Origin of the sequence: Saccharopolyspora phatthalungensis (genome assembly GCF_014203395.1) — a bacterium.
In the GTDB taxonomy this organism is placed as follows: domain Bacteria; phylum Actinomycetota; class Actinomycetes; order Mycobacteriales; family Pseudonocardiaceae; genus Saccharopolyspora; species Saccharopolyspora phatthalungensis.
Genome location: NZ_JACHIW010000001.1, coordinates 4,348,442 through 4,374,410, shown reverse-complemented (window position 1 = coordinate 4,374,410; position 25,969 = coordinate 4,348,442). Strand labels below are relative to the sequence as shown.

The window sequence follows — 25,969 nt, the reverse complement described above, 5'->3', positions numbered from 1 at the left end:
TGGTGTGATGTCGGGCAGCACACCTATCGTTGGGCATCCCGATCTCGCCGAGATGCGCCTGCGCTACGAGCGAGCCGCCGAAACTCCGACCGCTCAGGTGGCGGACGGCCTCGCCGTGCTCGCTGGGCTGTTCGTCGCATTGTCGCCGTGGATCACCGGGTTCGCCGCTAGGACGCCGTCGTTGACGGTGAACAACCTGGTCGTCGGGCTGACCGCGGCCCTTCTCGGGCTTTCGTTCGCGGCCGCCTACCACCGCACGCACGGCATCGCCTGGACTTGTCCGGTGCTGGGCGTGTGGACGATCGTGGCCGTTTTCGTGATGAGCGGAACCGTCGTCGTGACCAGCACCGTGCTGTGCAACGTGATCGGCGGGGCGATCCTGATCCTCGCGGGGCTGGGCATCATGGCTCCGGCCTACGCCACCCGCGCGACGACTTGACCGCGACCGATCGGAGGTGACGTGACACAAGTGGTCAAGAGAGAGCGGGCGCGACGACCTTCAGACGCCGCGCCCGCCCGCATACAGTGGCAGGGTGACCACGCAGCGCGAGATCGCCGAACAGCTCGGCCTGCCCGTTCACCCGCCGAAGGTCGAGGTCTTCGACCTGGTCGCGAACACCAACACCGACCCCAAGGGCCATGTGCGCACCGTGACGCACTTCCGTCACCAGCCGTTCGGCCTCTACCTGGCGCGTCCGACGCCGGGCCACCCGACCATCGCCGCCCTGGAATCCTGGCTGTTGCCCGCGCTCGGGCTGCGCATCACCCGCTGGTACTACCATCCCGGCCACGAGAAGGACGTGGACTTCTACCTGGACGTGGTGGACATCGAGCCGGGGGAACATCGGTGGCGCACCGTCGATCACTACCTCGACGTCGTGGTGCGGGACCGGCGCGCGGCGCAGGTGCTGGACATCGATGAATTCGTGGTCGCAGTGCAAGCGAAACTGCTGGATCCCGAAACGGCGGAGCGCGCGATGCGGCGCGCGTGCGAGACCGTCGAGGGGCTCGCCCGACACCGGTACGACCTCGCGAAGTGGTTGCGCGACAACGGGATCGAGCTGTCGTGGCATGGGCAACTCACCGAAGATCCCGCACTCCGCGAATGAGAGCTACCGCCAACCCGGTGATAGTTCGTGCACGCACCGAATCGATACGCTACGAGCCCCGAAAAGTTACCTGGAAACCCGCTGTTGTTGATCATCCGGGTCGGATTTGACGCTACTGTCAATAGGCGTGGGCGCTGGGATTTCTCCTCAATTGGTGGAAGTGATCGACGTCTTCAGTTCGCAGCGTAGACAGCCTTCCGGCTTCGTTCACCAGTTGGAGGTCTGCCACGTCGAGCGCTGGGGGCTCGCGGTGGAGTACTCAACCCCGGAAGCAGCGGAGCACGACGCCGAAATCACCTGGCTGCTGCCCGATCTCGGGCTGCGGCTGACCCGCTACCGCCCGCGCAGCAGGCACTCGCGCCCTGGCCCGAGCACGCTCACCGCGGTCCACATTGAGCGCGAGACGCGGTCGTGGACCACGACCGATCTGCTGCTCGGCCTGGAGGTCGGGGACCGCGGCCGTGCGCGGATCACCCACGCCGCCGAGTTCGCCGCTGCGGTGGACGGCGGTCTGATCCGGCTCAGCGAGGCCGACTACGCGCTGCGCACGGTGCACCGGACGCTGGAAGAGGTCACCCGGCACCGCGACATCAACGAGTGGCTCGCCCACCGAGGCATTTTCGAAGCCTGGTGATCACGCCCGGCGAGGTCCGGTGCCGGGTCGCGTTGAGATCGGATCGAACTCGGCGTCGTCGTTGGAAAAGTCCAGGTTCGCACCTTCGTCCAAATAGGACAGATCGGTCGGCGATGCGCGCTGTGGTCGTGAATGCCGGCGCGAGCGACACCCGAGATCACCCAAGATCACTCGGGTGCCGCTTGGCGCGAAAAGATCATTCGCTCCAGTCGGTTTGGTCGGCCCAGCGCCAGGCCCTCGGAAGGGCCTCGGCGAACCAGGGTTCCTTCGCATCCGCGTAGGCGCTGTGATCCGGGTCGGCAGCATGTTCGGCGGCTAGCTTCCGCTTGATAGCCAGGTATTCCTCGCGGGCCGCGTCATCGGCGCGCAGCCAGGCCGGGAACAGCAGCGCGACGCGCTGGCCCGGCGACCCGTCGACGCGGATGTGCAGGTTCGCGTAGCGACCCGGGTCAGCCGACACATGGAGCCGCTTCTCCCAGACCGCAGGGTCCGGTGCGAACGCGTGCTGGGTGTCGTTGTGGATGTCCGGCCACACCGGGAAACCGGCATCGCCCAGCGGCTCGGCCAGCGCATCGGCGTCGGCCAGGGACCGGACCGTCAGCTGCAGGTCGATGATGTCCTTCGCGGGCAAGCCGGGCACGGCGGTCGAGCCGATGTGGTCGACCCGCAGCGCCTTGTCCCCCGCCGCCCGCTCGATCCGGGCGATCAGCCGCCGCGCCTGCCGCGGCCACTCCGGATCCGGATCGACCAGCTTCGGCGCCCGCCTCGGCGGGTGGTGCCGCAGCCGGACGTTCTCCTCGAACGGCACCAGGCGGTCCGGCCAGAGCGCATCGACCCGGGCTACCAGGTCATCGACCGAACCGCTGTTGTCGAGCCACACGTCCGCGACCTCGCGCCGCTGCTCGTCGGTGGCCTGCGCGGCGATGCGGGCACGCGCGTCCGCTTCCGCCAGGCCGCGATCGATCAGCCGCCGCACCCGGTCCGGTTCGGGCGCGTCGACGATGACCACGAGGTGGTAGTTCGGCGCGTAGCCGACCTCGACCAGCAGCGGCACATCGTGGACCACGATCGCGTCGACGGGTGCCCGCGCCATCCGCTCGGCGGTCAGTTCGCGGATCTTGGGGTGCGTGATCGCATTGAGGTCGGCGCGCGCCTCGCTGTCGCCGAAGACCTTGGCCGCCAATGCCGGCCGGTTCAGCGCGCCGTCGGCGTCCAGGATGTCGCCGCCGAACCGCTCGACGAGTTCGGCCAGCCCCAGGCTGCCCGGTTGCACCACTTCCCGGGCCAGCACGTCGGCGTCGATGAGCACCGCGCCGCGCTCCACCAACCGCCGGGCCACCGTCGACTTCCCCGACCCGATGCCACCGCTCAATCCCACCCGCAACACGGGACCCATCTTGCCAGTCCAATGCCCCGTCCCACCTGCCACGTCAGCGCAGTCCCGCCGGCACGGGATCGGCCGGGAACGTCGGTCACGTGCAACGGAAACGGCCCCGCACCTCGGAAAGGTGCAGGGCCGTTCCTTCAGCCGCTAGGCGTCAGACTCACGCGCCGCCGGAGAGCTTCTCCCGCAGCGCAGCCAGCTGCGCGTCGCTGGCCAGCGAGCCGCTGTCCTGCTCGTCGTTCGAAGCCGACGAGTAGTTGCCACCACCGCTGGCCTGCTCCTCGCCGCCACCGGCCGCGGCGGCCGCAGCGGCCTCCGCGTCGGCCTGGCGGGCCTTGGTGATCTGGTTGATGTGCTTCTCGAAGCGCGTGTGGGCCTCGGCGTACTGCCGCTCCCATTCCTCACGCTGCTTGTCGTAGCCTTCCTGCCACTCCTGGGTCTCCGGGTCGAAGCCCTCGGGGTAGATGTAGTTGCCCTCGTTGTCGTACTCGGCGGCCATCCCGTACTGGGTGGGGTCGAACTCCGAGTCGGGGCTGAAGCCCTCGTTGGCCTGCTTCAGCGACAGCGAGATCCGGCGACGCTCCAGGTCGATGTCGATGACCTTGATCATCACCTCGTCGCCGACCTGGACGACCTGCTCCGGGATCTCCACGTGGCGCTCGGCCAGCTCGGAGATGTGCACCAGGCCCTCGATGCCCTCGTCGACCCGGACGAACGCGCCGAACGGCACCAGCTTGGTGACCTTGCCCGGCACGATCTGGCCGATCGCGTGGGTGCGGGCGAACTGGCGCCACGGGTCTTCCTGGGTGGCCTTCAGCGACAGCGACACGCGCTCGCGGTCCATGTCCACGTCGAGCACCTCGACGGTGACTTCCTGGCCGACCTCGACGACCTCGCTCGGGTGGTCAATGTGCTTCCAGGACAGCTCCGAGACGTGCACCAGACCGTCAACACCACCGAGGTCGACGAACGCACCGAAGTTGACGATGGAGGACACGACGCCCTTGCGGACCTGGCCCTTCTGCAGCTGGTTGAGGAACTCGCTGCGGACCTCGGACTGCGTCTGCTCCAGCCAGGCACGGCGGGACAGCACCACGTTGTTGCGGTTCTTGTCCAGCTCGATGATCTTGGCTTCGAGCTCGCGGCCGACGTAGGGCTGCAGGTCGCGGACGCGGCGCATCTCGACCAGCGAGGCGGGCAGGAAGCCGCGCAGCCCGATGTCGAGGATGAGGCCGCCCTTGACGACCTCGATGACGGTGCCGCGCACGGGCTCGTCCTTCTCCTTGAGCTCCTCGATGGTGCCCCAGGCGCGCTCGTACTGGGCGCGCTTCTTGGAGAGGATCAGACGGCCTTCCTTGTCCTCCTTCTGGAGAACAAGCGCCTCGACGAAGTCGCCGACGGAAACGACCTCGGCAGGATCGACATCGTGCTTGATTGACAGTTCGCGGGAGGGGATGACGCCCTCGGTCTTGTAGCCGATGTCAAGCAGCACCTCGTCGCGATCGACCTTGACGATGGTGCCCTCAACAATGTCCCCATCGTTGAAGTACTTGATGGTCTGGTCGACGGCGGCGAGGAAGTCCTCCTCCGTCCCGACGTCGTTCACTGCGACCTGCGGCTTGGTGGCGGCTGCAGTCGGGACGGTGGTGGTGTCGGTGGACATCAGGTGGGTTGCTCCGGTACGGATAGGTTGGTCGCTGGATCTACATTGTTGCCGCGCCCCGGGCATCCGGCCAAGACCAGCTGGTTGCTGGACCAGGAGATTCCGCTTCCTCGACCGGCCTCCACCCCCGGTGCGACCCGGTGCGGAAGAGCCGCCGAAAAAAAGACCCACGGCGCGGGCGGTATCGTACGCGCTTTCTCGATCGTCGGGCAAACTGCGGTACACCTCGACGACCAGCCGGTCCCGGACGACGACAATGCTTCACGTCCGAGCAGTACCCACAATCGGTGCGGAGAATCCTTGACACGACCCGACGACCCGGAAGACGACGAACCCCAGGGTAGTGCGGCAGAACGGTTGCTGGGCACAACCGGTGTGAGCAAGCGCACGGTCGGCGCGGCGGAATCGCGGAGCGCGAGCCGACTCTGGTGGGATGCCGACGCCGACGACTACCAGTCCGAGCACGGTGCGTTTCTCGGCGAGAGCGATTTCGTCTGGTGCCCGGAGCGGCTCCGCGAGCAGGATGCCGGGCTGCTCGGCGATGTCCGGGGCAAGCGGGTGCTGGAAGTCGGCTGCGGCGCGGCGTCGTGTTCGCGGTGGCTGGCCGACCAGGGCGCGCTGCCGGTGGGGCTCGACATCTCGGATGGGATGCTGCGGCATGCCGCGGCGGGCGGTCGGCACAGCGGGACCGCGGTGCCGCTGGTGCAGGCGAGCGCGGACTGCCTGCCGTTCGCCGACGACTCCTTCGACCTGGCCTGCTCGGCGTTCGGCGCGGTGCCGTTCGTGTCCGATTCCGGGGCGGTGTTCCGGGAGGTCGCGCGAGTGCTGCGACCCCGCGGCCGCTGGGTCTTCGCCGTGAACCACCCGATGCGGTGGATCTTTCCGGACGATCCGGGCCCGACCGGGCTGACCGTGACCCATTCCTATTTCGACCGCACCCCGTACGTCGAGGTCGACGACGCCGACCGGGCCACCTACGTGGAGCACCACCGCACCCTCGGTGATTACGTCCGCCAGCTGACCGCCGCCGGATTCCGGCTGGTCGATCTGGTCGAACCGGAGTGGCCGGAGGGGCACACTCAGGTCTGGGGGCAGTGGAGCCCGCTGCGCGGCCGGTTGTTCCCGGGCACGGCGATCTTCGTCTGCGTCCTCGACTCCTAAGGAGAAGTTGTGGCTACGGCACAGGAGTTGATGCGGTTGCAGTTCGCGCGGTTCGCCGCGTTGGACCCGCAATTGCCGGACACCCATCACCTGCCGTCCAGCGGCGAGCCGATCGTGACGCAGACCCTGGATGGCGGCGCGGTGGCCGGGCTCGTGGCGCGGAACTCGAATCCGCCGGGGTCGGCGCAGAGCCTCTGGCAGGCCAGCGAGGTCTTCGAGCTCTTCCCGATCGTCGGCGAGCAGCCCCAGGCGGGCATGGACGCGTTGTTGCGAGCCTGGCGCGAATGGCTGGCGACACACGCCTCACCGGGGCCCAACTCGTCCTGCACGGTTGTCTGGCCCAGCCGGGACATCGCGGCGACACGGGCCCTGCTCGACCACGGCTTCCTCCCGCTTTCCTGCCTGGCCGTGCGCCCACCCACCCCCGCCGAATATACGGAACTATCTGGTACCGTAAAAGTGCGTCGCGCCGGACCGGCCGACCTGGACGCCGTCGTCGAACTCACCCTTGCCGAGCTCGAATACGCCGCCCTGGTCGGTACGTCGACGTACCGACCCGACGCTCCGCGGCTGAAGCGGACCGCTGCGCACGTGCGCCTGCACTCCAGCGATCCGGTGTGGCTTGCGGAGCAGGACGGGACGCCGGTCGCGGTCGCGGAATGCGGCTGGGTCGACACCGCCAAGTCCCCCAGCAGCTACCGGCTCCGGGCCGGCATGTGGGCGTACGTCAACTGCGTGTCGGTGCAGGAGAAGGTCCGCGGCACCGGCATCGGCCGACAGCTGATGACCTTGGCGCACAACGAGTTCGCGCGCGCCGGAGTCATCGGCAGCTTCCTGTACTACAACCCGCCCAACCCGCTGTCCTCCGTGTTCTGGCCCCGGCAGGGTTACCGGCCACTGTGGACGATGTGGGAGGTGCGCCCGGCCACCGCGCTGCGCTGACGCTCGCCCGGCCGTGCGGCGGCCGGGTCAGAGCCGAGGAGTCTGCGTGGAGATCGTCGCCACCGGCGTCGAAGTCAGCGGAGCACACGGACCGCTGCTGGCACCCACTTCGCTGCGCGCGCGGACCGGCCAGGTCCTGCTGGTGACGGGCGATCCGAACTCCGGTCGCACCGCGCTGGCGCTGACACTGTCCGGGCGGCTGCGCCCCACCCGCGGCACCGTCCGCCTGAACGGCGCCATCGACGCAACCGCACTGCGACGCACCGTCGCGGTCGTTGACGCGCCGCAGATCACCGAACCCGACGGCGCGCTGGCATTGCGCGACGTCGTCGCCGAGGGCCTGAGCCTGGCTGCCCGCAAGTCCGGCCGGCGCAAGGTCCGCGACTGGCTGTCGGCTCGGGACTGGCTGCGCGAGGGAGCGGGCGAAGAGCGCTTCGAGAACCTGGCCGGGTACGAACGCACCCGGCTGCTGCTCGATCTCGCCTGCGAGAACCGCACAACCCGCGCCCTGGTGCTGGACTGCCCCGACCGCCACGGCGGCGACCCGGCCGGCTGGTACTCCTTAGCCGCCCGTCACGCCGAGCGAGGCATGGCCGTGATCGCGCTCTGCGCCCCGCACTCCGCCGACAAGCTGGGCATGCCACCCGCCCGAATCGGCGCGGACAACCTCGAAATGTCCACTCTGGATTCCGCTGAAGGTCTACGATGACTAGTTTCCGGCTTGCCGCCACCGAACTGCGCCGCCTCACTTCGGGCAAGCTGCCCAAGCTCGCGCTGCTCGCGGTCACCCTGGTGCCGCTGCTGTACGGCGCGATGTACATCTACGCGAACTGGGATCCCTACGGCAAGCTCGACTCGGTGCCCGCCGCCGTGGTCATCGACGATGCGGGCGCACAACGCGAAAACGGCACCCGGCTGGCGGCGGGTCAGGACGTCTACCAGGAACTCGTCGATTCAGGCACCTTCGACTGGAACCGCACCGACGCGCAGCAGGCCCAGGAGGGCGTCGCCAGCGGCCGCTACACGTTCGCGCTGGTGCTGCCAAGAGACTTCTCCGCGGCGCTGCTCTCCCCCGCCGACTTCCAACCTCGACAAGCGAAGCTGCAGCTGATCACCAACGACGCCAACAACTACCTCGTCGGCACCATCGCCGACAAGGTGGCCTCCGAGGTACGCAAAGGGGTAGCGGCCAGCGCCGGGACCGAGGCGGCGAACCAGTTCCTGCTGGGATTCAACACCGTGCACGACAAGACCGCCGAAGCGGCCAACGGCGCGAGCCGACTCGCCGACGGCGCCGGGCAGCTCAACGACGGGCTGGGAAAGGCCCGGCAGGGCACCGCGCAGCTGTCCACCGGCGCCCACCAACTGCTTGCGGGCCAGACCGAACTCGCCGGTGGCGCGAACCGGCTCGCCGACGGCACCGGCCAGCTCCGCAGCGGGCTCGATGAGCTCCGGAGGTCGACCGCGCCGCTGCCGGCGCAGACCGCGAAACTCGCCGACGGTGCGGAGCAGGTCGCCGCGGGCAACGAGCAGCTCGCGTCCAAGGCGGCGGAGCTCGGCGGGGTTTCGCAGGAAATCGTGGACAACCTCGACACGGCCAAGGTGCGCATCGCCGAGCAGCTCCGCCAAGCCGGGCTGGACGAGGCGACCGCGCAGCGGATCGTCGCGGGCCTCGACCAGCTCAACGGCCCCATGAGCGAGGCCAACGGCAAGGTGCAGACCCAGGTCGGCCAGGTGCGCGCGCTCGCCGAGGGATCCCGCCAGGTGGCCGCGGGAAACCGCAAACTGGCCACCGCGATGCCGACGATGACCAACGGAATCGACCGCCTCGCCGACGGTGCTACCCGGGTCGACGACGGCGCGCAGCAGCTCCGCGATGGCGAGCAGCAGGCACTGACCGGGACCAAGCAGCTCAGCGGCGGAGCCGACCAGCTCGCCGGTGGCGCCAAGCAGCTAGCCGACGGCTCCGGGAAGCTCGCGGAAGGGTCGAGCACGCTCGCCACGGAGCTGGGCAAGGGCGTCAACGACATCCCGAATCCCGACGAGCGGACCCGCAACGCCACTGCGGACACCATCGGCGATCCGGTGGCCGTGGACACCAAGGCCCAGGTCAAGGCGGACACCTACGGCGCCGGGCTGGCACCGTTTTTCTTGGGCCTGGCGTTGTGGATCGGCGGTTTCGTGCTCTTTCTGCTGATGCGCCCGCTGTCCAGCCGCGCGCTCGCCGCCGGTGTCGCGCCCTGGCGCGTCGCGCTCGGCGGCTGGTTGCCCGCGGCGGCCGTCGGCCTCGCGCAAGCCGTGCTGCTGTATCTGGTCGTGGTCTTCGGGGTGGGGGTGCACCCGGCGCACGCCTGGTGGACGCTCGGGTTCCTGATCCTGACGTCGTTCGCCTTCACCGCGGTGGTGCACGCACTCAACGCCGCGTTCGGCCCGAAGGGCAAGTTCATCGCGTTGATCGTCCTGGTGCTGCAACTGGTCACGGCGGGCGGCACGTTCCCGTGGCAGACGATCCCGGAGCCGCTCCACCCGCTGCACCAGGTGCTCCCGCTGAGTTACGTGGTCAGCGGTCTACGCCACCTGCTCTACGGCGGGCCGGGCACGACGGCGGTGACGAACGCGGTCGGGGTCTTGCTCTGCTACCTGGCGGCGGCGCTGCTGCTGAGCACGATCGCGGCCTGGCGTCAACGGGTCTGGACCCCGACCCGGCTGAAACCCGAGCTATCCCTATAGTTGGCGATTTCAAATGGAAATCGACGTGCTGATTTCCATTGAAACCGCCCTTTCCATGAGCTACGCGACATCCCCGGCGGGCTCGTCGTCGTAGCGGGCGACCTCGATCAGATTCCCGTCCGGGTCGCGCAGGTACAGCGAAGTGATCGGACCCGCCGCGCCGATCCGGCTGACCGGCCCCTCCTCGATGCGCACCTCGTTGGCGCGCAGGTGCTCCTGGACCTCGGAGATCGCGTTCTCCGTGATGAAGCACAGGTTGGCCGAGCCGGGCACCGGGTGCGTCGCGGTCGGCTCCACCAGTTCGCTGGCCGCGTGCAGCTTGATCGTCTGCCGACCGAAGCTCACCGCGCGCCGATCGCCGGGAAACGTCACCGGCGTCATGCCGAGGACCTGCTCGTAAAACTCCACTGCCCGATCGACATCGGCGACGGTGAGGACCAGGTGATCCACTCTGTCGATGCTGATCATGCTCCTCCTCGGGGTTGGCGCGGCCCGCGCCCGTGCAATACACCGGCTAACGCAGCCGCTACCGGTAACGCGTAGCGCAGGCTATCCGCACCGACGCGCGGCGCGTTCGGGCGGGCCCGGCGACGGTGATATCCACCATTCCAGGCGGCCCGCCCGGGCCGAACCCCGGAAATGATCACTTCGGGACCGAGCCGCAATCTCGTGGTTACCCGCTACCCCGACCCTGACCGGCCGAAACAGCGGCCGGAGCGGGTCAGTGCGCGGCGGCGTCCCAGGAGCGGCCGACGCCGATCGAGACCTCCAACGGCACGTCCAGCCGGTGCGCCGAACCCATCTGCTCGCGCACCAGCTTCTCCACCTCGGCCCGCTCATCGTCGGCGACCTCGATGATCAGCTCGTCATGCACCTGCAGCAGCATCCGCGACCGCATGTCGTTGTCCCGCAACGCACGGTGCACGCCCAGCATCGCGACCTTGATGATGTCGGCGGCGCTGCCCTGGATCGGCGCGTTGAGCGCCATTCGCTCGGCCATCTCCCGCCGCTGCCGGTTGTCGCTGGTCAGATCGGGCAAATAACGGCGCCGCCCCAGGATCGTCGAGGTGTAGCCGTCCTTGCGCGCCTGGTCGACGACCTCCCGCAGGTAGTCGCGGACCCGGCCGAACCGGGCGAAATAGGCGTCCATCTGCGTCTTGGCGTCCTCGGCGGAGATCCGCAACTGTTGCGCCAGCCCGTAGGCCGACAAGCCGTAGGCCAGCCCGTAGGACATCGCCTTGACCCGGCGCCGCAGTTCGTGGTCGACCTCGCCGATCGGCACCCCGAAAGCCCGGGAGGCGACATAGTTATGCAGATCCTCACCGGTGCGGAACGCCTCGATGAGCCCCTCGTCGCCGGAGAGGTGCGCCATGATGCGCATCTCGATCTGGCTGTAGTCGGCCGTCATCAGCTCCGCGTAGCCGCCGCCGACGACGAAGACCTCCCGGATCCGGCGGCCCTCCTCGGTGCGAATCGGGATGTTCTGCAGGTTCGGATCGGTCGAGGACAGCCGGCCGGTGGCCGCGATCGTCTGGTTCAGCGTGGTGTGGATCCGCCCATCGTCCGAAATGGACTTCACCAAACCGTCCACAGTGGTCTTCAACCGGGTGGCATCGCGATGTTCCAGCAGGTGCTGCAGGAAGGGGTGCTCGGTCTTCTCGTAAAGCGTCTGCAACGCCTCGGCGTCGGTGGTGTAACCGGTCTTGGTGCGCTTGGTCTTCGGCATGTTCAGCTCGTCGAACAGCACCACCTGCAACTGCTTGGGCGAACCGAGGTTGATCTCTTTGCCGATCACGCCGTAGGCGTCCTGCGCGGCCTGCTTGACCCGGGCGGCAAAACGCGCGCCCAGCTCGGCGAGCTGCTCGGCGTCGACCGCGATGCCCGCGCCCTCCAGCTCGCTGAGCACCACGAGCAGCGGCAGCTCCAGGTCGGTGAGCAGGCCACGGCTGTCGATGCGGTCCAGCTCCGTGTCGAGCGAGTCCGCCAGCTCCGCCACCGCACGGGCTCTGACCAGTTCGGCGGCCGCGGCCTTCTCCCTGGTCTCCGCCTCGTCTTCCAGCAGCGACAGCTGGCCGTCGTCCTCGCCCTGCTCCGCTCGCAGCTCACGCTGCAGGTAGCGGACGACGAGATCCGGCAGTTCGAAGGACCGCTGCCCGGGCCGCACCAGGTACGCGGCCAGTGCGGTATCGCTGGTCAAGCCCGCCAGCGTCCAGCCGCGGTCGCGGATGGCGTGCAGCGGCCCCTTGACATCGTGCGCCGCCTTGGTCGCAGCGGGGTCGGCCAGCCAGGCCGCCAGCGCCTGCTCATCTTTCTCCGTCAGCGCGCCGACATCGACGAATGCACCCGCGCCGTCAGCGGTGGCGAGCGCGATGCCGGTCAGGTCGCCGTGGCCGCGCGCCCACTGCCCGGTGCACGCCAGCCCGACCCGGTTGCCGTTGCGGGCGTGCTTGTCCAGCCACGCCGCCAACTGGCCGGGCTGCATGAGCCCACCGGAGATCTCGAAGCCCTCCTCCACCTCGGGCTCGGCGCTGGACAGCGTCGCGAACAACCGGTCGCGCAGCACCCGGAACTCCAGGTCGTCGAACAGCCGGTGCACCGCATCGCGGTCCCAGGCACGCGCCGCCAGGTCCGCCGGCACCGACTCCAGCGGAACGTCGCGAACCAACTCGGTCAACTGCCGGTTGAGCAGCACCGACGACAGGTTCTCGCGCAGCGCCGCACCGGCCTTGCCCTTGACCTCGTCCACCCGGTCCACCAGGTCAGCCAGCGAGCCGAACTGCTGGATCCACTTGGTGACGGTCTTTTCCCCCACCCCCGGGATCTTCGGCAGGTTGTCCGACGGGTCGCCGCGCAGCGCCGCGAAGTCCGGGTACTGCTGCGGCGTCAGGCCGTACTTGTCCTCGACGGCCTGCGGGGTGAAGCGGGTGAGCTCCGAGACGCCCTTGGTTGGGTACAGCACCGTGATGTCGTCGGTGACCAGCTGCAGCGCATCCCGGTCCCCGGTACAGATCGAGACGCGGAAGCCCTCCGCGGCGGCCTGCGTGGTCAGCGTCGCGATGACGTCGTCGGCCTCGTAGTTCTCCTTGCTCAGCACCGGGATGTTGAGCGCGCTCAGGACGTCCTGGATCAGGCTGACCTGGCCGCGGAACTCGTCCGGCGTGGTGCCGCGATTGGCCTTGTAATCGGTGAAGGTCTCGCTGCGGAAGGTCTTGCGGGAGACGTCGAAGGCGACGGCGAGGTGGGTGGGCGCCTCGTCGCGGAGCAGGTTGATCAGCATCGAGGTGAAGCCGTAGACCGCGTTGGTGTGCTGCCCGGTGCCGGTCTGGAAGTTCTCCTTCGGCAGGGCGTAGAAGGCGCGGTAGGCCATCGAGTGGCCGTCAATGAGCAGCAGGCGTCGGTCCTCGGAATACGTCACGGCGGCGAGTCTAGGCTGAAGAGCCGACAGCTTGTACCGGAGGCGACAGGAGGACCCAGCGGTGGCTGCGTTCAACGGTGGTGAGACGATGACCAGCGATAACAACCGGCCGAGCCCGGTGCTGAGGGCCGCCGACGAGCAGCTCACCGAGCGGATGGGCATCGAAATCGTCGAATGCGGACCTGATCGAGTGGTCGGCACCATGCCGGTCGCCGGCAACCGCCAGCCCTACGGTCTGCTGCACGGCGGCGCCAACGCGGTGCTGGCCGAGACCCTCGGATCCATCGCCGCGGGCCTGCACGCGGGCGCGGACCGGTTAGCGGTAGGGCTGGACTTGTCCTGCACGCACCACCGCGCGGCCACCGAAGGCGCGGTCACCGGCGTCGCCACGCCCCTGCACCAGGGGCGTTCGACCGCCACCTACGACATCACGATCACCGACGAAGAGGGCCGGCGGACCTGCTCGGCGCGGCTGACCTGCGTGCTGCGCGACCAGCCGCCCGGGCAGTGATCAGTTCTCGCCAACCGCGCGCTGCGGGTCGCCCCGCCGCACTGGGACGAGTTCACCGGTCTCAGGAGAGGTTTTCCAGCACCGCCTGGGCCACGGCCTTCATCGTGGTCCGGCGGTCCATGGCGGTCCGCTGCAGCCAGCGGAACGACTCAGGCTCGGAAAGGTTGTGCTTGCTCATCAGCAGGCCCTTAGCCCGCTCGATGGTCTTGCGCGCCTCCAGCCGCTCGGTCAGGTCCGCGACCTCGGCCTCCAGTGCCTGCACCTCGGTGAAGCGGGACACCGCCAGTTCGATGGCCGGCACCAGATCGCGCTTGGCGAACGGCTTGACCAAATAGGCCATCGCGCCCGCGTCCCGCGCCCGCTCGACGAGATCGCGCTGGCTGAACGCGGTCAGGATCACGACCGGCGCGATCCGCTCACCGGCGATGTTGGAAGCGGCCTCGATGCCGTCCATCTTCGGCATCTTGATATCCAGGATCACAAGATCGGGGCGAAGCTCCTCGGCGAGACGGACGGCCTCCTGCCCGTCCCCGGCCTCGCCGACGACCTGGTACCCCTCCTCGCGGAGCATCTCGACCAAGTCGAGCCTGATCAACGCCTCGTCCTCGGCCACGAGTACGCGACGTTCGACGGGCTTGGACTCGCGTGTGTCCTCGGCAGCCGGCGTCGTCACCGGGGTCCTCCAAAACTCGGGTCCGCCGATGCGGTTTGCATCGGAAACCGCAGCTTACCGGCTATGACTTCACGCCGAGGTAAACACGCGACGTGACCATTGCGACATCGCGTTGATCAAGCCTTCGCCACCCGCCGCCGCACGAACAGCAGGTAGCTCAGCACAATCCCGGCGAAGCTGACCAAACTCAGCGTGAGCTGCGAACGGGCCTCCTCGATGGCGCCCATCGTGACCACGACGGCGGCGATCACGATCAGCGTGGCCCACGTCAAATAGGGGAAGAACCACATCCGCAACTTCAGCCGCTCAGGCATCTCCCGTTCCAGCCGGCGACGCATCCGCAGCTGGGAGACCGCGATCATCCCGTAGATGAACAGCGCGACGGCCCCGGCGGAGTTGATGACGAAGTAGAAGATCGTGTCCGGCGAGACGTAACTCGCGGCAACGGCGGCGTAACCGACCAGGGTGGACAGCAAGATCGCCTTCCACGGCACTCTGCGACGGTTGATGTCGCGGACCCAGCCCGGCGCGAAACCCCGCCGCTGCAAGGCGAAAAGCATCCGGGAAGAGGTGTAGAGCCCGGAGTTGAGCACCGAGATCACGGCGGTGAAGACGACCACGTTCACCATGACCTCCGCGGCGGGCAATCCGAACCGCGTGAAGGCCGCGGCGTAGGGGCTGCCGCCGGTGGGGATCTCCCGCCACGGCGTGATCATGACCAGCAGGGTCACCGAACCGACGTAGAACAGCAGCACCCGCCACACCACGGCCCTGGTCGCCTTGGCCACCGACTTCTCCGGCTCGTTCGACTCGGCCGACACAATGGTGACGATTTCGGTGCCGAAGTAAGAGAAGACCACAATGACGACGCCATGCAGCACGGCGAAGCCGCCCTTCGGGATGAACCCGTCAAGCGCAATGTTCCCGACGGAGACCTCGGCACCGGGCCAGAGCCCGAGCACGAAAACGGTTCCGCACACCAGGAAGATCACGATGGTGATGACCTTGATGGAGGCCAACCAGAACTCGGTCTCGCCGAACGACCGCACCGAAACCAGGTTCGTGGCGGTGAGCAGCAACATCAACACCAGCGAGATGAGCCACTGCGGCACGACCGCCACCAAGGGATTCAGCAACCCAGCGCCGGCCACGGCCTCGAAGGCGACCACGCCGACCCAGTAGTACCAATACAGCCAGCCGATGGTGAACCCGGCCCAATCGCCCAACGAGGTCCGCGCGTACTCCATGAACGACCCGAGCGCGGGGGCCGCGGTCGCCATCTCACCGAGCATCCGCATCACGAGCACCACGATCAACCCGCCGAGGGCGTAAGACAGCACGGCGGCCGGACCGACGGTGGCGATCACGGCCCCGCTACCGATGAACAGGCTGGCGCCGATGATGCCGCCAAGCGCGATCATCTGCAGGTGCCGGTTCTTCAGGCTCCGGCGTAACCCAACTCTGTCGGCGTCCTCCGCCGCGGACTCGACCCTGGCGTCATCGACCATCACCGACCCCCGTGTTCGACCGGACACGCTGAGTTGAGACTGCGAACCTAACTCGCGATGATCACGCCCACCAAGGCCCCGAACCAAGCCCCCGAGGCACCGAAGACCCCTGGGGAACGGTTGATCATCGATCGAGTATGCTGACCCAGCAAGCCCCCGTAGCCCAATCGGCAGAGGCAGCGGACTCAAAATCCGTCCAGTGTGCGTTCGAGTCGCACCGGGGGCACCAATAGATGCAGGTCAGCGCACATAGAGCCTGACCTGCTAGTTGTTACCATAGATCATCCATACAAAACCCATGCTTTTGGGAGATGATCACGGTTCGCCCTCCACTGCCCCTCGGCACCTGGAGCACGATCCGCACCTACGGCCGCGTCGACGGCAAGTGGGTTCCCAAGGCATCGATCCCCACCGGCGCGAAGATCGACAGCTGGCGCGCCATGACCAAGTACCGCGGACACGACGGCCACACCCGACAGGTGGAGCGCGTCGGCAACAACGAGACGAAGGCACGGCGCAGCCTCCGCGGAGCACTCGTCAAGCAGGCCGGCCAGCAGACCGCCCTCGGCGCGGGGTCGCGCTTCAAGGACGCCGCAGCGCTCTACCTTGAGCAAATTCAGATCCGACGCTGCGGCACCACCTACGACCGATACAAAGGGCGCTTGGACAAGCACGTCCTGCCGTCGATCGGGCAGCTTCTCCTTCGAGAGTGCACCGTGAGCAAACTCGAGAATTTCATGCTGGACCTGGAGCGCAAGAATGTTGCCGCCAACACCCGCCGGGGCATCCGCACCGTGCTGTCCGGCGTGATGCAGTACGCGGTCCGCCACGAGATCGTCGACCACAATCCGGTCCGCGATCTCTCCGACATCGAAGGCACAGCAAAGAAGCCTGTTGCGATGACGGCCGAGCAATTGTCGGATTTCCTGGCCAAGCTCGATGCCGACAAGGTCGCCGTAAGCGCTGACCTTCCTGATTACATCCGGTTCTTGTTCGGCACGGGCGTTAGGTTCGGCGAGGCGCTGGCTGTCCGATGGCGCGACCTCAACCTGACCGACCAGCCCATCACCGTCGATGGCGAGCAGGTCCCGCCCCGATCGTTATGGATTAACGGCAACATCGTCGCCGTGTCCGGAAAGGGATTGGTCCGCCACGATGGCAAGACATTCAAAGCCAACCGCGTCATCGGACTCCCCGACTACCTGTACACACTGCTGTTAGTGCGCAAACCGCTCGACGCCCACGAAAACGAGCCCGTATTCCCGTCCGGCACACTGGGTTGGCGCCACCCCAGTAACATGCAGCGCTCAGTGCGACGGATGCGGGAACGCATCAAGTACCCCGACTTCACCACTCACGTCGGCCGCAAGATGGTGGCCACCATCCTGGACATGTCCGGGCAGACCGCCCGAGAGATCGCCGACCAGCTTGGGCACGCCAACCCAGCGATGACCCAGAACGTGTACATGGGACGCGGGGTGCGGAATCCGGCTGCTGCCGCCGCACTCCACGCGGCATACAGCGCCAAGGAGTAGCACACCGTCAAGGGGTAACAACCCCGTCGCCGGAAAGTAGCAGGCTGGTGCCCCGGCTCCCCAAGCACGTCGGTGGGCGGCCAAGACGTCCTTCGGCCGCGAGTGTAGAGCTCCTCTGCACCCGTGCAGCCCGCCGACGCCTCGACACGCGGCACTGACGCCCTGCAAGCAGATGCCCCGATCAGTGGTTATGCCCGGCCGCGCCCCCTTTCTGGGGGCTTGGTCAGTCGTCGTTGCCGCAGGGCGGTATGTGCGGATGGCCGTGCACAGGTCCAAGACACGTTCGCCAGGGATACCAGCAGCGGAGCGGTCAGAGAGGGTCCGTCCGTTCGACGATTTTCGTGCAGCACCTGCATCAACGCCAGCGGCTCGGTCAGCAAACCACACTCTGGCGTCGAAACCACCGACGTTTGTAACTGAACCTGAATTTGGACGTTTCCGGACTGTGCCGTGCCTGAGTGTAGTTGATCGCGCTGAGCTGCAGCGACATCAGGCGCGGCATGTGGTCCATGGCGGTTCACAGTACCCCGCAACGGACCATAAAGCATGGATAAACGATGGTTGTGCCAGCCCGCGCTGGACTCCCCGACCCAAGTTAGACCCACCCGCCTCCCGTGCCGGCGCCTCAGTCGGTTCGCCCCCCAACAATGCCCCACGCGCCCAAAGGCAGCACGCGGATACAGCAGCATCCCCTAGCATTTACGGTTACGGTGCGCATCGAGCGAGCCGCAAGCTCACGGCTGAATACGACTAGATGGACCCGGGAGCTCGTGAGGCCGAACCAATCCCTGCGCCGGGGTACGCAGCCCGCTTAGGATGACCAAGCGTCGTGCGACACGCCTACACTCACCGAAGTGATCCCCGGGCGTGTCGGTCTCGGTACGGTCACATGATAAGTACCGAGATACAGTTCTCCCTGTTCGTGCAGGGTGGCATCGGCCCTCCGGGGCCGATGAGGATCGCAACATGGACCAGGCGGTTCAGATGGGCCTGACCCGTGAGGTGGCATCGGCCCTCCGGGGCCGATGAGGATCGCAACCCCAGGGGCCGCGGGGCGAGCGCGGCGCTCCGCCGGGTGGCATCGGCCCTCCGGGGCCGATGAGGATCGCAACGCTGTGTTAAGTGCGACTGGCGCGGCGTGCGGACCGTGGCATCGGCCCTCCGGGGCCGATGAGGATCGCAACTGGATTGGGACGACCGACTCAAGGTCGCGACGGTGTGTGGCATCGGCCCTCCGGGGCCGATGAGGATCGCAACCGGATCATGGGGATCTCCTCGGTGTTCGTCCTGAGTGGTGGCATCGGCCCTCCGGGGCCGATGAGGATCGCAACCTGATCGAGAAGTCCACGGGGACCGGCCCCCGTGAGTGGCATCGGCCCTCCGGGGCCGATGAGGATCGCAACTGGCACGCCGCCCACCGCCGTGGTGTCGACATCAGTGGTGGCATCGGCCCTCCGGGGCCGATGAGGATCGCAACTCCAGCGCGACCGCCGCGTCCTCCGGGGATGTGTCGAGTGGCATCGGCCCTCCGGGGCCGATGAGGATCGCAACCTCTCTTGATTGGCGGGTTGAGGTCAGCGGAATGGTTAGGTGGCATCGGCCCTCCGGGGCCGATGAGGATCGCAACCGGGACGGGAAGCCGAGCGAAGTCCGACGCGCGCAGTTGTGGCATCGGCCCTCCGGGGCCGATGAGGATCGCAACCCTCGTACTGGGAGACGCGGACCGAGGTGCCGCATGGTGGCATCGGCCCTCCGGGGCCGATGAGGATCGCAACCTGATCGAGAAGTCCACGGGGACCGGCCCCCGTGAGTGGCATCGGCCCTCCGGGGCCGATGAGGATCGCAACTGGCACGCCGCCCACCGCCGTGGTGTCGACATCAGTGGTGGCATCGGCCCTCCGGGGCCGATGAGGATCGCAACTCCAGCGCGACCGCCGCGTCCTCCGGGGATGTGTCGAGTGGCATCGGCCCTCCGGGGCCGATGAGGATCGCAACCTCTCTTGATTGGCGGGTTGAGGTCAGCGGAATGGTTAGGTGGCATCGGCCCTCCGGGGCCGATGAGGATCGCAACCGGGACGGGAAGCCGAGCGAAGTCCGACGCGCGCAGTTGTGGCATCGGCCCTCCGGGGCCGATGAGGATCGCAACCCTCGTACTGGGAGACGCGGACCGAGGTGCCGCATGGTGGCATCGGCCCTCCGGGGCCGATGAGGATCGCAACACCTCAGGCGACGGGTGCTGTCGACGACCTGCTGGTGGCATCGGCCCTCCGGGGCCGATGAGGATCGCAACCACAAGAAGGGCCGCAGCTACGACCTGTACGCGCCTGGTGGCATCGGCCCTCCGGGGCCGATGAGGATCGCAACTGCACTGGACGCGGAAGGAATGCTGGCCGCACTGGGGTGGCATCGGCCCTCCGGGGCCGATGAGGATCGCAACAAGCTGGGGGACTCCGCCACAGCACTGGACGCGGCGTGGCATCGGCCCTCCGGGGCCGATGAGGATCGCAACCAGGTCGTAGAGTGCCGCGGTGAGGGTTCGGTCGGAGGTGGCATCGGCCCTCCGGGGCCGATGAGGATCGCAACCACTCCCCGGCCTTGTACGGTCCGCTGGCGAACCAATGTGGCATCGGCCCTCCGGGGCCCGATGAGGATCGCAACTCCTGGCTACCTGGTCAGGCGCACCAGCGCGGGAGTGGCATCGGCCCTCCGGGGCCGATGAGGATCGCAACGGACACAAAGGGGAAGGGCACCCGCGGTATGCGGAGTGGTGGCATCGGCCCTCCGGGGCCGATGAGGATCGCAACCGGATGATGCTGACCGAGGACGCCCAGTGGATCGACTGGAAGTGGCATCGGCCCTCCGGGGCCGATGAGGATCGCAACACGCTGTTGAACGAAACCCACCACTGGATCACCAGGTGGCATCGGCCCTCCGGGGCCGATGAGGATCGCAACAGCTGCCACGAGACGTACACCCACTCCGGGTCATCTGGCGTGGCATCGGCCCTCCGGGGCCGATGAGGATCGCAACGACATCAAGCGCTAGGTGCAGCTCGTCAATCTGTTTGGTGGCATCGGCCCTCCGGGGCCGATGAGGATCGCAACCCAACCATCGTGACATCACCTCCCCTGTCTGCCTACTGGTGGCATCGGCCCTCCGGGGCCGATGAGGATCGCAACAGCGCGGGCTATGTCGGCGTCAACCTGGACGTCGATGTGGCATCGGCCCTCCGGGGCCGATGAGGATCGCAACAACGTGCACCGCTTCTACAGCGTCCAGGACGCCGCAAAGTGGCATCGGCCCTCCGGGGCCGATGAGGAGCGCAACCTTGCCATCGCCGTCGTGATCGTCGTGCTGGCGATCTGTGGCATCGGCCCTCCGGGGCCGATGAGGAGCGCAACCACCCCGACGTCCCGGACGAGTACCTCGCCCGCGTTGTGGCATCGGCCCTCCGGGGCCGATGAGGATCGCAACTGTTCCGACGGAGCCGGGTACGAGGGCAAGACCTGCAAGTGGCATCGGCCCTCCGGGGCCGATGAGGATCGCAACCGAATTCCGACTACGGGACCAGTGTGTCCCGAGAGGTGGCATCGGCCCTCCGGGGCCGATGAGGATCGCAACCGGGTAGAAGGCCATGTACATCGGATCGTTGAGCAGGCGTGGCATCGGCCCTCCGGGGCCGGTGAGGATCGCAACCTGCCGGAATGCTTGCGCCTGAGCGTGTTCCTGCTCGCGTGGCATCGGCCCTCCGGGGCCGGTGAGGATCGCAACCTGCCGGAATGCTTGCGCCTGAGCGTGTTCCTGCTCGCGTGGCATCGGCCCTCCGGGGCCGATGAGGATCGCAACCGTAGCGCCGCCAGCAGCAGCGGCTGACTGCCCGATTGAAGCCCGGCTTCCCGTTTCTTGTCTTCGTGCCGGATGTGGTCCCAGCCGTCAATCATGGCGTTCCTCGCCGCTGTCGTCGGTTGATGTTCACGTGTGGTGCCGTGGTCGGCTACGCCGGACCTCGCCGTTTCTGTGCCTGACGCGCTCGGGGATCGCGGTTCGGTAGGACGTTTCGATTTTCCGAAGCGACCCGGTGGCTAGAAGACCAAGGGAGTGTGGTGTGGTGCTGGTGGGGAGTGGCCGAGATGCTCGGCTTTGGCGAGGGCGCCGTGGTGCAGTTTGTAGACGCGGATGCTGTCGTGCTCGGCGTCGATGACGTCGAGCAGGCGTTGCTGCATGAGTAGCCAGTCCACCTCGGTGCACACGACTTCGAAGACGGACTTTTGCACGCGCAGTCCGTATGCTTCGCAGACTTTGGCGACTCTGCGGAGTCTGCGTGCACCGGCTGGTGTGCTGGTGTCGACGTCATAGGTGATGAGCATTTCCACGTCAGTTCGCCACCCACGGTGCGTAGGCGGGCTGATCTCCGCGCAGGTAGCGCGCGAACAGTCGTGCCTGCACTAGCCGGGTGTTTCGCACATGGGTGAGTGTGGGAGGAGCCCGGGTATGCCGGGCTGGTTGATCATGGTGGTTGGGTGGGGTCGACGGCAAGTAGGTCGAGGAGCCGGGCCTGGGCTGGGGTGGGTTGCGGGATGATCGCCGGCTGCCCGGCGCCGGCCGGAATCAGCCGCATGCCGGCCAGCGCTTGGAAGATCAGGCGGCCGGTGGGCTTGGCCTGCTGACCGGGGTAGAGTCCGGGCATCTTGACCTGGGGAGCGATCGCGGTTCGCACCGCGCGTTCGATGAGGCAGAAGATGAGTAGGGCCAGGCAGATCACGGTGATCAGGGCGGTGATACGCCGGTTGGTTTTGAGGAACATCGGTGCGACCGCCAGTGGGCCTTTGAACGCCGAATAGCGGCGTTCCACTACTTCCTGGCCCTTGTAGCGGATCAGGACCTCGGCTGCGGTGACGTCGGCGGGCAGGTTGGTCAGCAGTGCGTACCAGCCGTCGGTGGCGGCCTCGGCATCGAGCGCGTCCTTGTCGAACCACCATGTCAGGGTGGGTTTGCCGGTGACCGGGTCGGTGCCGGCCTCGCTGCGCAGGTATGCCTTCACCCGGCGGTCACGGGCGATGGCGGTGATCCGGTCGGTCACGGCCTGCTCGGTCGGGTAGTGCCGGGAGCCGAGCCCGCGGATCAGCCGGTCGAGGTCACCCGTGGCGCGGTCGAGCTTGCGGGCCCGTGCGGTGGCCGCGGCCCCGGCACGGGCCGAGGAGTGCACGAACACCCGCCGCAGCCGCAGTACCGAGTCCTTCTTCCGCTTACCGGGCACGGTGATGGCGTCCTCGACCACCCGCCAGGTGCCCCGCTGATCGGCCGGTGTGTTCGCGTCCCGCTCGGCCACGTAGTCCACCACGGCCGCCGTCGGCGGGTCGAGCGCGGCCAGTTCGGCAGAGCCGACATAAGTTTTCGCCGCCGGGGCGATGAACGTCACCCCGGCGCTGATCATGGCATGCAGGTTGTCGTAGGAGACCAGCTTGGAGTCGCCGACAAGCAGGAATTCTCTCGGACCGGCGAGGTCTTTCAGTGCAGTCATCGCGCCCACCACCTGAGCCACCTCGCCGGCGCCACCGTCGTAGGACCGGTGCAAGACCGGCACCCCGCCATCCCCGGTCACCGCCAGCCCGGCCTGGATCTGCTTGAGGTCCGGGCGCCGGTCTTTGGGATGACCGAATCGTGGGGCCGCATAGCCGGGATCGGCGTGTTCGTAAGCGCCGTACAGCGAGATCGAGGTCATGTCCCAATGGCATCGGGACACGTCGAGCCCGAACCCGGTGATCGCTTGCGCCCCAACGGATCCGACGATGCGATCCAACTCCGGCGCGATCGCGTCCAGAGCACGGCCGATCCGGTCGTCGTTGAGTGCGGCGGGATCGATACCCAGCACTTCCTCAACCGACCACGATCGCGCCCAGTCCGTGACACGCAGCAGCGGTGCCGGTGACGTCAACCGGTTCGCGACCAGCGCCTCGATCACCTGCCCGTGCGTCAGGATCGCCACGTCCCGCCTGACCGGGCAGGCCCGGTCGATGATCCCGGCCAGGTCGAGGCGACGGCAGAACTCGGCCACCACCGGCAACGCACCCAGCATCTTCTCCACACTCGGCCCGCCATACGCAATCGGTTGCCGACGCCGTCGTTCCCGCATCCAGCCACGATAAGATGATCAAGACGAATCACCGTTCCCGCCCCAACCATCCTCATGTGCGAAAGACGGGACTAGCGGGAGCAGTGCGGCCGGTACGTCGTGTTGCACGCCGCTGTGTTTCCAGAGTCGTTCCCGTGCTTGCGACCACTCGTTGAGCACGAGTTTGCGTCCCTCCTCGGTGAGTGTGACTCCACCGCCGGGATCGGTCATGGTGTGTTTGGCGGTGATTTTCTTTCGGTTGAACAATGCCAGCACAAGACGGTCCACCAACAGTGGTCGCAGTTCTTCCATCAGGTCCAAGGCCAGCGATGGTTTGCCTGAGCGCACGCCGTGCAGGTAGCCGATGTAGGGATCCAGCCCGACCTGCTCCAGCGCGCCCACGACAGCCACGCGCAGCATTCCGTAGCCGAAGGAGAGAACACAGTTGAAAGGATCTTGTGGTGGCCGGCGGGTACGTCCCTGCGGAACGCCCCGCGCCAGCATCGGCATCGCTTGGAAGTAGCTGCGCGCGGCCATCCCTTCGATGCCGAGAAGTTCGGTCAGCGAAGCACTAGCAGCCACCGCTGCCAGTGCTTCGCTGTGCTGCTGGGCCACGGCGCGGATTTCGGTCTTGCGTGGTTCGTCGGCGTCGCGGGCGATACGCAGCAGCAGTTGGCGGTAGTTCTGCAGTTTCCCGGCCACCACTGCCTTGGCGATGGTTAGTCTGCGGTGCGGATCGTCGTAGGCGCGGACCTGTTCCAGCCGCAGCAACGGATTGCCTGTCTGCGCACCACCCACGCGGCCGAGGAACCGTCCGTTGCGGGACAGCCAGGTGATCCCGCGTTGGTCGTCGGTGCAGCGCAGCAGCAGCTCGTTGCTGACGTCGACGCCCCTCCACACCACGAGTTGCTCGATGCGCACCAAAGGCAGGATGTTGCGTCCCGGCCGTTCGGGATGGTGAATGCGCACGGTGTCGCCTTCCAGATGCAGGCTCGTGCCTGGAGTCGTGACGAACAGCGTGCGCAATAGCTCAGTCATCCCACCGTCCCAACGGCTGCGGTACGAACAGTGCCGAGGCGTCCACGAGTACGGAGGGCATGCAGCCCTCCCGTAGCGAGCAGCGATCGCACCGTGCGTCATTGACCGGAGCGGGTAGTGCTCCGGTTCGAAACACCTGCCGCAGGCGAGCGAGCACGGCGCGCAACCGTTGCTCCAGCGCGTCGTCGACCACGACTTCGTAGCGGCGGCGGTGCCGACCGGCGAAGATCACACCGTGCGGCACCGCCGCTGAGAACATCCGGCGCAGGCACAGCACCTGCGCCGCCACTTGCAGGTCCGCGGCGCTGCCGGGCCGGTAGCTGCCCGACTTGTGTTCCACGGGAACCGGCTCGCCCTGGTGGAACTCGACGACATCGCAGACGCCGTGCACCCCGAGCTCGGAGTCGCTGATTTCCAGTGAGCTCCAGGTGGGTATCCCGGTGCGCGAGACGCTGGGGCCACCGGAGTCGACGACTTCGTGCGCGAAGTGCCCGCGTTGGGTGTCGGTGTTGTCGGCGAAGTAGCGATCGAGGTGGATCAGCGCGGCTTGCCGGGGGCAGTAGGCGAAGTGCTCGATCGCCGAGACCGGAATACTCGTCCACGCCGCTTCGTCGGCTCCTTCGTCCACCTCAGCCCGCTCAGGAGAGGAGTTTGGTCATGGTGATGCCCGAGGGCAGGCCATCTTCGTCGACGGATACGACGTAGTCGCCGAAGGAGCGCGGTGGCCCGCTGAGCTGTTCGCTCAATCGCACGGTGATGCGCTCGGTGAGTTTGTGGGCTGGGGCGTTGCCGAAGGCGTTGTCGTGGCTGAACACATACAGTCCCCGTGCGGTCATCGTGCCCCGGGCCGAGGAGCGGTCGTGGTCGAGCATCATTTCCAGCGTCCGGTACAGCAGCTCGAAGTCCCGGCCGTCCACACCGGTCTGCGTCCCGCGAGCGGCAGAGTAGTAGATCTCGGCCTTGTACAGTCCATAAGGGACTGTCCACTTGCCGCCCATCTCGGTGGATTCGCCCTTCTCGATGTCCTCAGCCTTGGTTTGGGTGACGCGAGTGATCGTGTGCTGCTGCGGCATCACCGGGTGGAAACTGCGGGCGTTGGTCACCTGCAGCGGGCCGTAGATCTGGCCGAGGGCTTTGGTCTCGCCGGTGGACAGCACCGCGCCGAACAGACGGATATCGGCGTAGCGCTCGGTCAGCCATGACCGGGCGGTGCGCAGCTCCTCCTCGGTGAGCCGCTTCTTCTTGCGGTCGATCTTGTTGGCGCTCATGGTCTCACCGAGCCGCGTGTTCAGCGCGTGCCCGGCTTCGACGAAGATCCCGTAGCGCGGGTCATCGCCGGCGGCCAGCGGCAAGGTGTTACGGATCTTGCGCTTGAGCGCAACATCGGTGACCAAACCGTGCCCGGATTCCTCGTCCATGCGTGGCCGGTTGCCGAAGTCAGGATCGCCGTTGGGGTTGCCGTCGGTGACGTCGAACAAGAACACCATGTCGTGGCGCACAGCCGGGTCCAGGTGAGCGTCGAGAGTCATGGAAGACCTTTCTTTCCTCAAAAAA

The 25,969-nt window shown here is 67.3% G+C and carries 20 protein-coding genes, 1 tRNA gene and 2 CRISPR repeat arrays; of the genes, 10 read left to right on the top strand and 11 right to left on the bottom strand.

The window, feature by feature from the left end:
• The first annotated feature begins 7 nt into the window (after positions 1-7).
• The 3 genes from BJ970_RS20090 to BJ970_RS20080 all read left to right on the top strand — a co-directional run bounded on the left by BJ970_RS20090 (position 8) and on the right by BJ970_RS20080 (position 1,743).
• Positions 8-439: an SPW repeat protein gene (locus BJ970_RS20090; protein ID WP_184727666.1), complete on the top strand. Its 432-nt coding sequence runs from the start codon at positions 8-10 to the stop codon at positions 437-439.
• 94 nt (positions 440-533) lie between these two features.
• A complete protein-coding gene (locus BJ970_RS20085; protein WP_184727665.1) occupies positions 534-1,109 on the top strand; it encodes a ribonuclease FAU-1 family protein in 576 nt (191 codons plus the stop codon).
• Positions 1,110-1,263: 154 nt separating this feature from the next.
• Positions 1,264-1,743, top strand: coding sequence for a ribonuclease FAU-1 family protein (locus BJ970_RS20080; RefSeq protein ID WP_312864327.1), 480 nt, complete (start codon positions 1,264-1,266; stop codon positions 1,741-1,743).
• Between the two features lie 196 nt (positions 1,744-1,939).
• Here the strand turns inward: BJ970_RS20080 and coaE are convergent, their stop codons facing one another.
• On the bottom strand, positions 1,940-3,130 hold the full coding sequence (coaE, locus tag BJ970_RS20075; RefSeq protein WP_184729237.1) for a dephospho-CoA kinase: 1,191 nt from the start codon (positions 3,128-3,130) through the stop codon (positions 1,940-1,942).
• A gap of 157 nt (positions 3,131-3,287) precedes the next feature.
• Positions 3,288-4,790 (bottom strand): 30S ribosomal protein S1, encoded by a 1,503-nt coding sequence (gene rpsA / locus BJ970_RS20070; protein ID WP_184727664.1) that lies wholly within the window; start codon positions 4,788-4,790, stop codon positions 3,288-3,290.
• A gap of 300 nt (positions 4,791-5,090) precedes the next feature.
• Here rpsA and BJ970_RS20065 point away from each other — a divergent pair, with 300 nt between their 5' ends.
• The 4 genes from BJ970_RS20065 to BJ970_RS20050 are packed head-to-tail and all read left to right on the top strand — an operon-like array spanning position 5,091 to position 9,623.
• Positions 5,091-5,951 (top strand): class I SAM-dependent methyltransferase, encoded by an 861-nt coding sequence (locus tag BJ970_RS20065; protein ID WP_184727663.1) that lies wholly within the window; start codon positions 5,091-5,093, stop codon positions 5,949-5,951.
• Between the two features lie 9 nt (positions 5,952-5,960).
• Positions 5,961-6,893, top strand: a complete 933-nt coding sequence (locus tag BJ970_RS20060) for a GNAT family N-acetyltransferase (protein WP_184727662.1) — start codon at positions 5,961-5,963, stop codon at positions 6,891-6,893.
• Positions 6,894-6,939: 46 nt separating this feature from the next.
• Positions 6,940-7,602, top strand: a complete 663-nt coding sequence (locus BJ970_RS20055; protein WP_184727661.1) for an ATP-binding cassette domain-containing protein — start codon at positions 6,940-6,942, stop codon at positions 7,600-7,602.
• Entirely contained in the window at positions 7,599-9,623 is a 2,025-nt protein-coding gene (locus BJ970_RS20050; protein WP_184727660.1) for a YhgE/Pip domain-containing protein, read from the top strand. Before BJ970_RS20055 ends, BJ970_RS20050 begins: the two co-directional genes overlap by 4 nt.
• Before the next feature lie 60 nt (positions 9,624-9,683).
• On the opposite strand, the gene BJ970_RS20045 is transcribed toward BJ970_RS20050, so the two are convergent.
• Together BJ970_RS20045 and polA are read right to left on the bottom strand one after the other, a co-directional pair.
• Complete coding sequence (locus BJ970_RS20045) at positions 9,684-10,091, bottom strand: VOC family protein (RefSeq protein ID WP_184727659.1); 408 nt, start codon at positions 10,089-10,091, stop codon at positions 9,684-9,686.
• A 253-nt stretch (positions 10,092-10,344) separates the two neighbouring features.
• The gene (gene polA / locus BJ970_RS20040; protein WP_246471696.1) at positions 10,345-12,990 is read right to left on the bottom strand and encodes a DNA polymerase I; all 2,646 of its coding nucleotides are present in this window, start codon (positions 12,988-12,990) and stop codon (positions 10,345-10,347) included.
• 136 nt (positions 12,991-13,126) lie between these two features.
• On the opposite strand from polA, the gene BJ970_RS20035 reads away from it, so the two are divergent.
• A complete protein-coding gene (locus BJ970_RS20035; protein ID WP_184729236.1) occupies positions 13,127-13,549 on the top strand; it encodes a PaaI family thioesterase in 423 nt (140 codons plus the stop codon).
• Between the two features lie 61 nt (positions 13,550-13,610).
• Here BJ970_RS20035 and BJ970_RS20030 read toward each other — a convergent pair whose 3' ends face one another.
• Together BJ970_RS20030 and BJ970_RS20025 are read right to left on the bottom strand one after the other, a co-directional pair.
• On the bottom strand, positions 13,611-14,222 hold the full coding sequence (locus tag BJ970_RS20030; protein WP_184727657.1) for an ANTAR domain-containing response regulator: 612 nt from the start codon (positions 14,220-14,222) through the stop codon (positions 13,611-13,613).
• 116 nt (positions 14,223-14,338) lie between these two features.
• Positions 14,339-15,730 carry an amino acid permease gene (locus BJ970_RS20025; RefSeq protein ID WP_184729235.1) on the bottom strand — a complete coding sequence of 464 codons (1,392 nt, stop codon included), beginning with the start codon at positions 15,728-15,730 and terminating at the stop codon, positions 14,339-14,341.
• Positions 15,731-15,882: 152 nt separating this feature from the next.
• Between BJ970_RS20025 and BJ970_RS20020 the strand changes: the two genes are divergently transcribed.
• Positions 15,883-15,959 (top strand) — tRNA-Leu (locus BJ970_RS20020).
• 82 nt (positions 15,960-16,041) lie between these two features.
• Positions 16,042-17,265 (top strand): site-specific integrase, encoded by a 1,224-nt coding sequence (locus tag BJ970_RS20015; RefSeq protein ID WP_184727656.1) that lies wholly within the window; start codon positions 16,042-16,044, stop codon positions 17,263-17,265.
• A 929-nt stretch (positions 17,266-18,194) separates the two neighbouring features.
• Positions 18,195-19,848: a CRISPR direct-repeat array (repeat unit 37 nt; unit sequence GTGGCATCGGCCCTCCGGGGCCGATGAGGATCGCAAC).
• A 108-nt stretch (positions 19,849-19,956) separates the two neighbouring features.
• A CRISPR array of direct repeats spans positions 19,957-21,111; the repeat unit is 37 nt; unit sequence GTGGCATCGGCCCTCCGGGGCCGATGAGGATCGCAAC.
• Positions 21,112-21,347: 236 nt separating this feature from the next.
• On the opposite strand, the gene cas2 is transcribed toward BJ970_RS20015, so the two are convergent.
• The 5 genes from cas2 to cas7c all read right to left on the bottom strand — a co-directional run bounded on the left by cas2 (position 21,348) and on the right by cas7c (position 25,944).
• Positions 21,348-21,632 (bottom strand): CRISPR-associated endonuclease Cas2, encoded by a 285-nt coding sequence (cas2, locus tag BJ970_RS20010; protein WP_221468111.1) that lies wholly within the window; start codon positions 21,630-21,632, stop codon positions 21,348-21,350.
• A 140-nt stretch (positions 21,633-21,772) separates the two neighbouring features.
• Positions 21,773-23,398 carry an IS1634 family transposase gene (locus tag BJ970_RS20005; RefSeq protein ID WP_246470923.1) on the bottom strand — a complete coding sequence of 542 codons (1,626 nt, stop codon included), beginning with the start codon at positions 23,396-23,398 and terminating at the stop codon, positions 21,773-21,775.
• 18 nt (positions 23,399-23,416) lie between these two features.
• Positions 23,417-24,415, bottom strand: a complete 999-nt coding sequence (gene cas1 / locus BJ970_RS20000; RefSeq protein WP_184727654.1) for a CRISPR-associated endonuclease Cas1 — start codon at positions 24,413-24,415, stop codon at positions 23,417-23,419.
• On the bottom strand, positions 24,408-25,043 hold the full coding sequence (cas4, locus tag BJ970_RS19995) for a CRISPR-associated protein Cas4 (protein WP_184727653.1): 636 nt from the start codon (positions 25,041-25,043) through the stop codon (positions 24,408-24,410). The genes cas1 and cas4 overlap by 8 nt, the downstream gene beginning before the upstream one ends.
• Before the next feature lie 10 nt (positions 25,044-25,053).
• On the bottom strand, positions 25,054-25,944 hold the full coding sequence (gene cas7c, locus BJ970_RS19990; protein WP_184727652.1) for a type I-C CRISPR-associated protein Cas7/Csd2: 891 nt from the start codon (positions 25,942-25,944) through the stop codon (positions 25,054-25,056).
• Positions 25,945-25,969: the final 25 nt, after the last annotated feature.

Bases quoted from the DNA above. Each gene is read 5' to 3' on its own strand.
- BJ970_RS20090 (WP_184727666.1), top strand. From the start codon at position 8: ATGTCGGGCAGCACACCTATCGTTGGGCATCCCGATCTCGCCGAGATG.
- rpsA (WP_184727664.1), bottom strand. From the start codon at position 4,790: ATGTCCACCGACACCACCACCGTCCCGACTGCAGCCGCCACCAAGCCG.
- BJ970_RS20050 (WP_184727660.1), top strand. From the start codon at position 7,599: ATGACTAGTTTCCGGCTTGCCGCCACCGAACTGCGCCGCCTCACTTCG.
- BJ970_RS20045 (WP_184727659.1), bottom strand. From the start codon at position 10,091: ATGATCAGCATCGACAGAGTGGATCACCTGGTCCTCACCGTCGCCGAT.
- polA (WP_246471696.1), bottom strand. From the start codon at position 12,990: ATGGCCTACCGCGCCTTCTACGCCCTGCCGAAGGAGAACTTCCAGACC.
- BJ970_RS20035 (WP_184729236.1), top strand. From the start codon at position 13,127: ATGACCAGCGATAACAACCGGCCGAGCCCGGTGCTGAGGGCCGCCGAC.
- BJ970_RS20025 (WP_184729235.1), bottom strand. From the start codon at position 15,730: ATGGTCGATGACGCCAGGGTCGAGTCCGCGGCGGAGGACGCCGACAGA.
- BJ970_RS20015 (WP_184727656.1), top strand. From the start codon at position 16,042: ATGATCACGGTTCGCCCTCCACTGCCCCTCGGCACCTGGAGCACGATC.
- cas2 (WP_221468111.1), bottom strand. From the start codon at position 21,632: ATGCTCATCACCTATGACGTCGACACCAGCACACCAGCCGGTGCACGC.
- BJ970_RS20005 (WP_246470923.1), bottom strand. From the start codon at position 23,398: ATGCGGGAACGACGGCGTCGGCAACCGATTGCGTATGGCGGGCCGAGT.
- cas1 (WP_184727654.1), bottom strand. From the start codon at position 24,415: ATGACTGAGCTATTGCGCACGCTGTTCGTCACGACTCCAGGCACGAGC.
- cas7c (WP_184727652.1), bottom strand. From the start codon at position 25,944: ATGACTCTCGACGCTCACCTGGACCCGGCTGTGCGCCACGACATGGTG.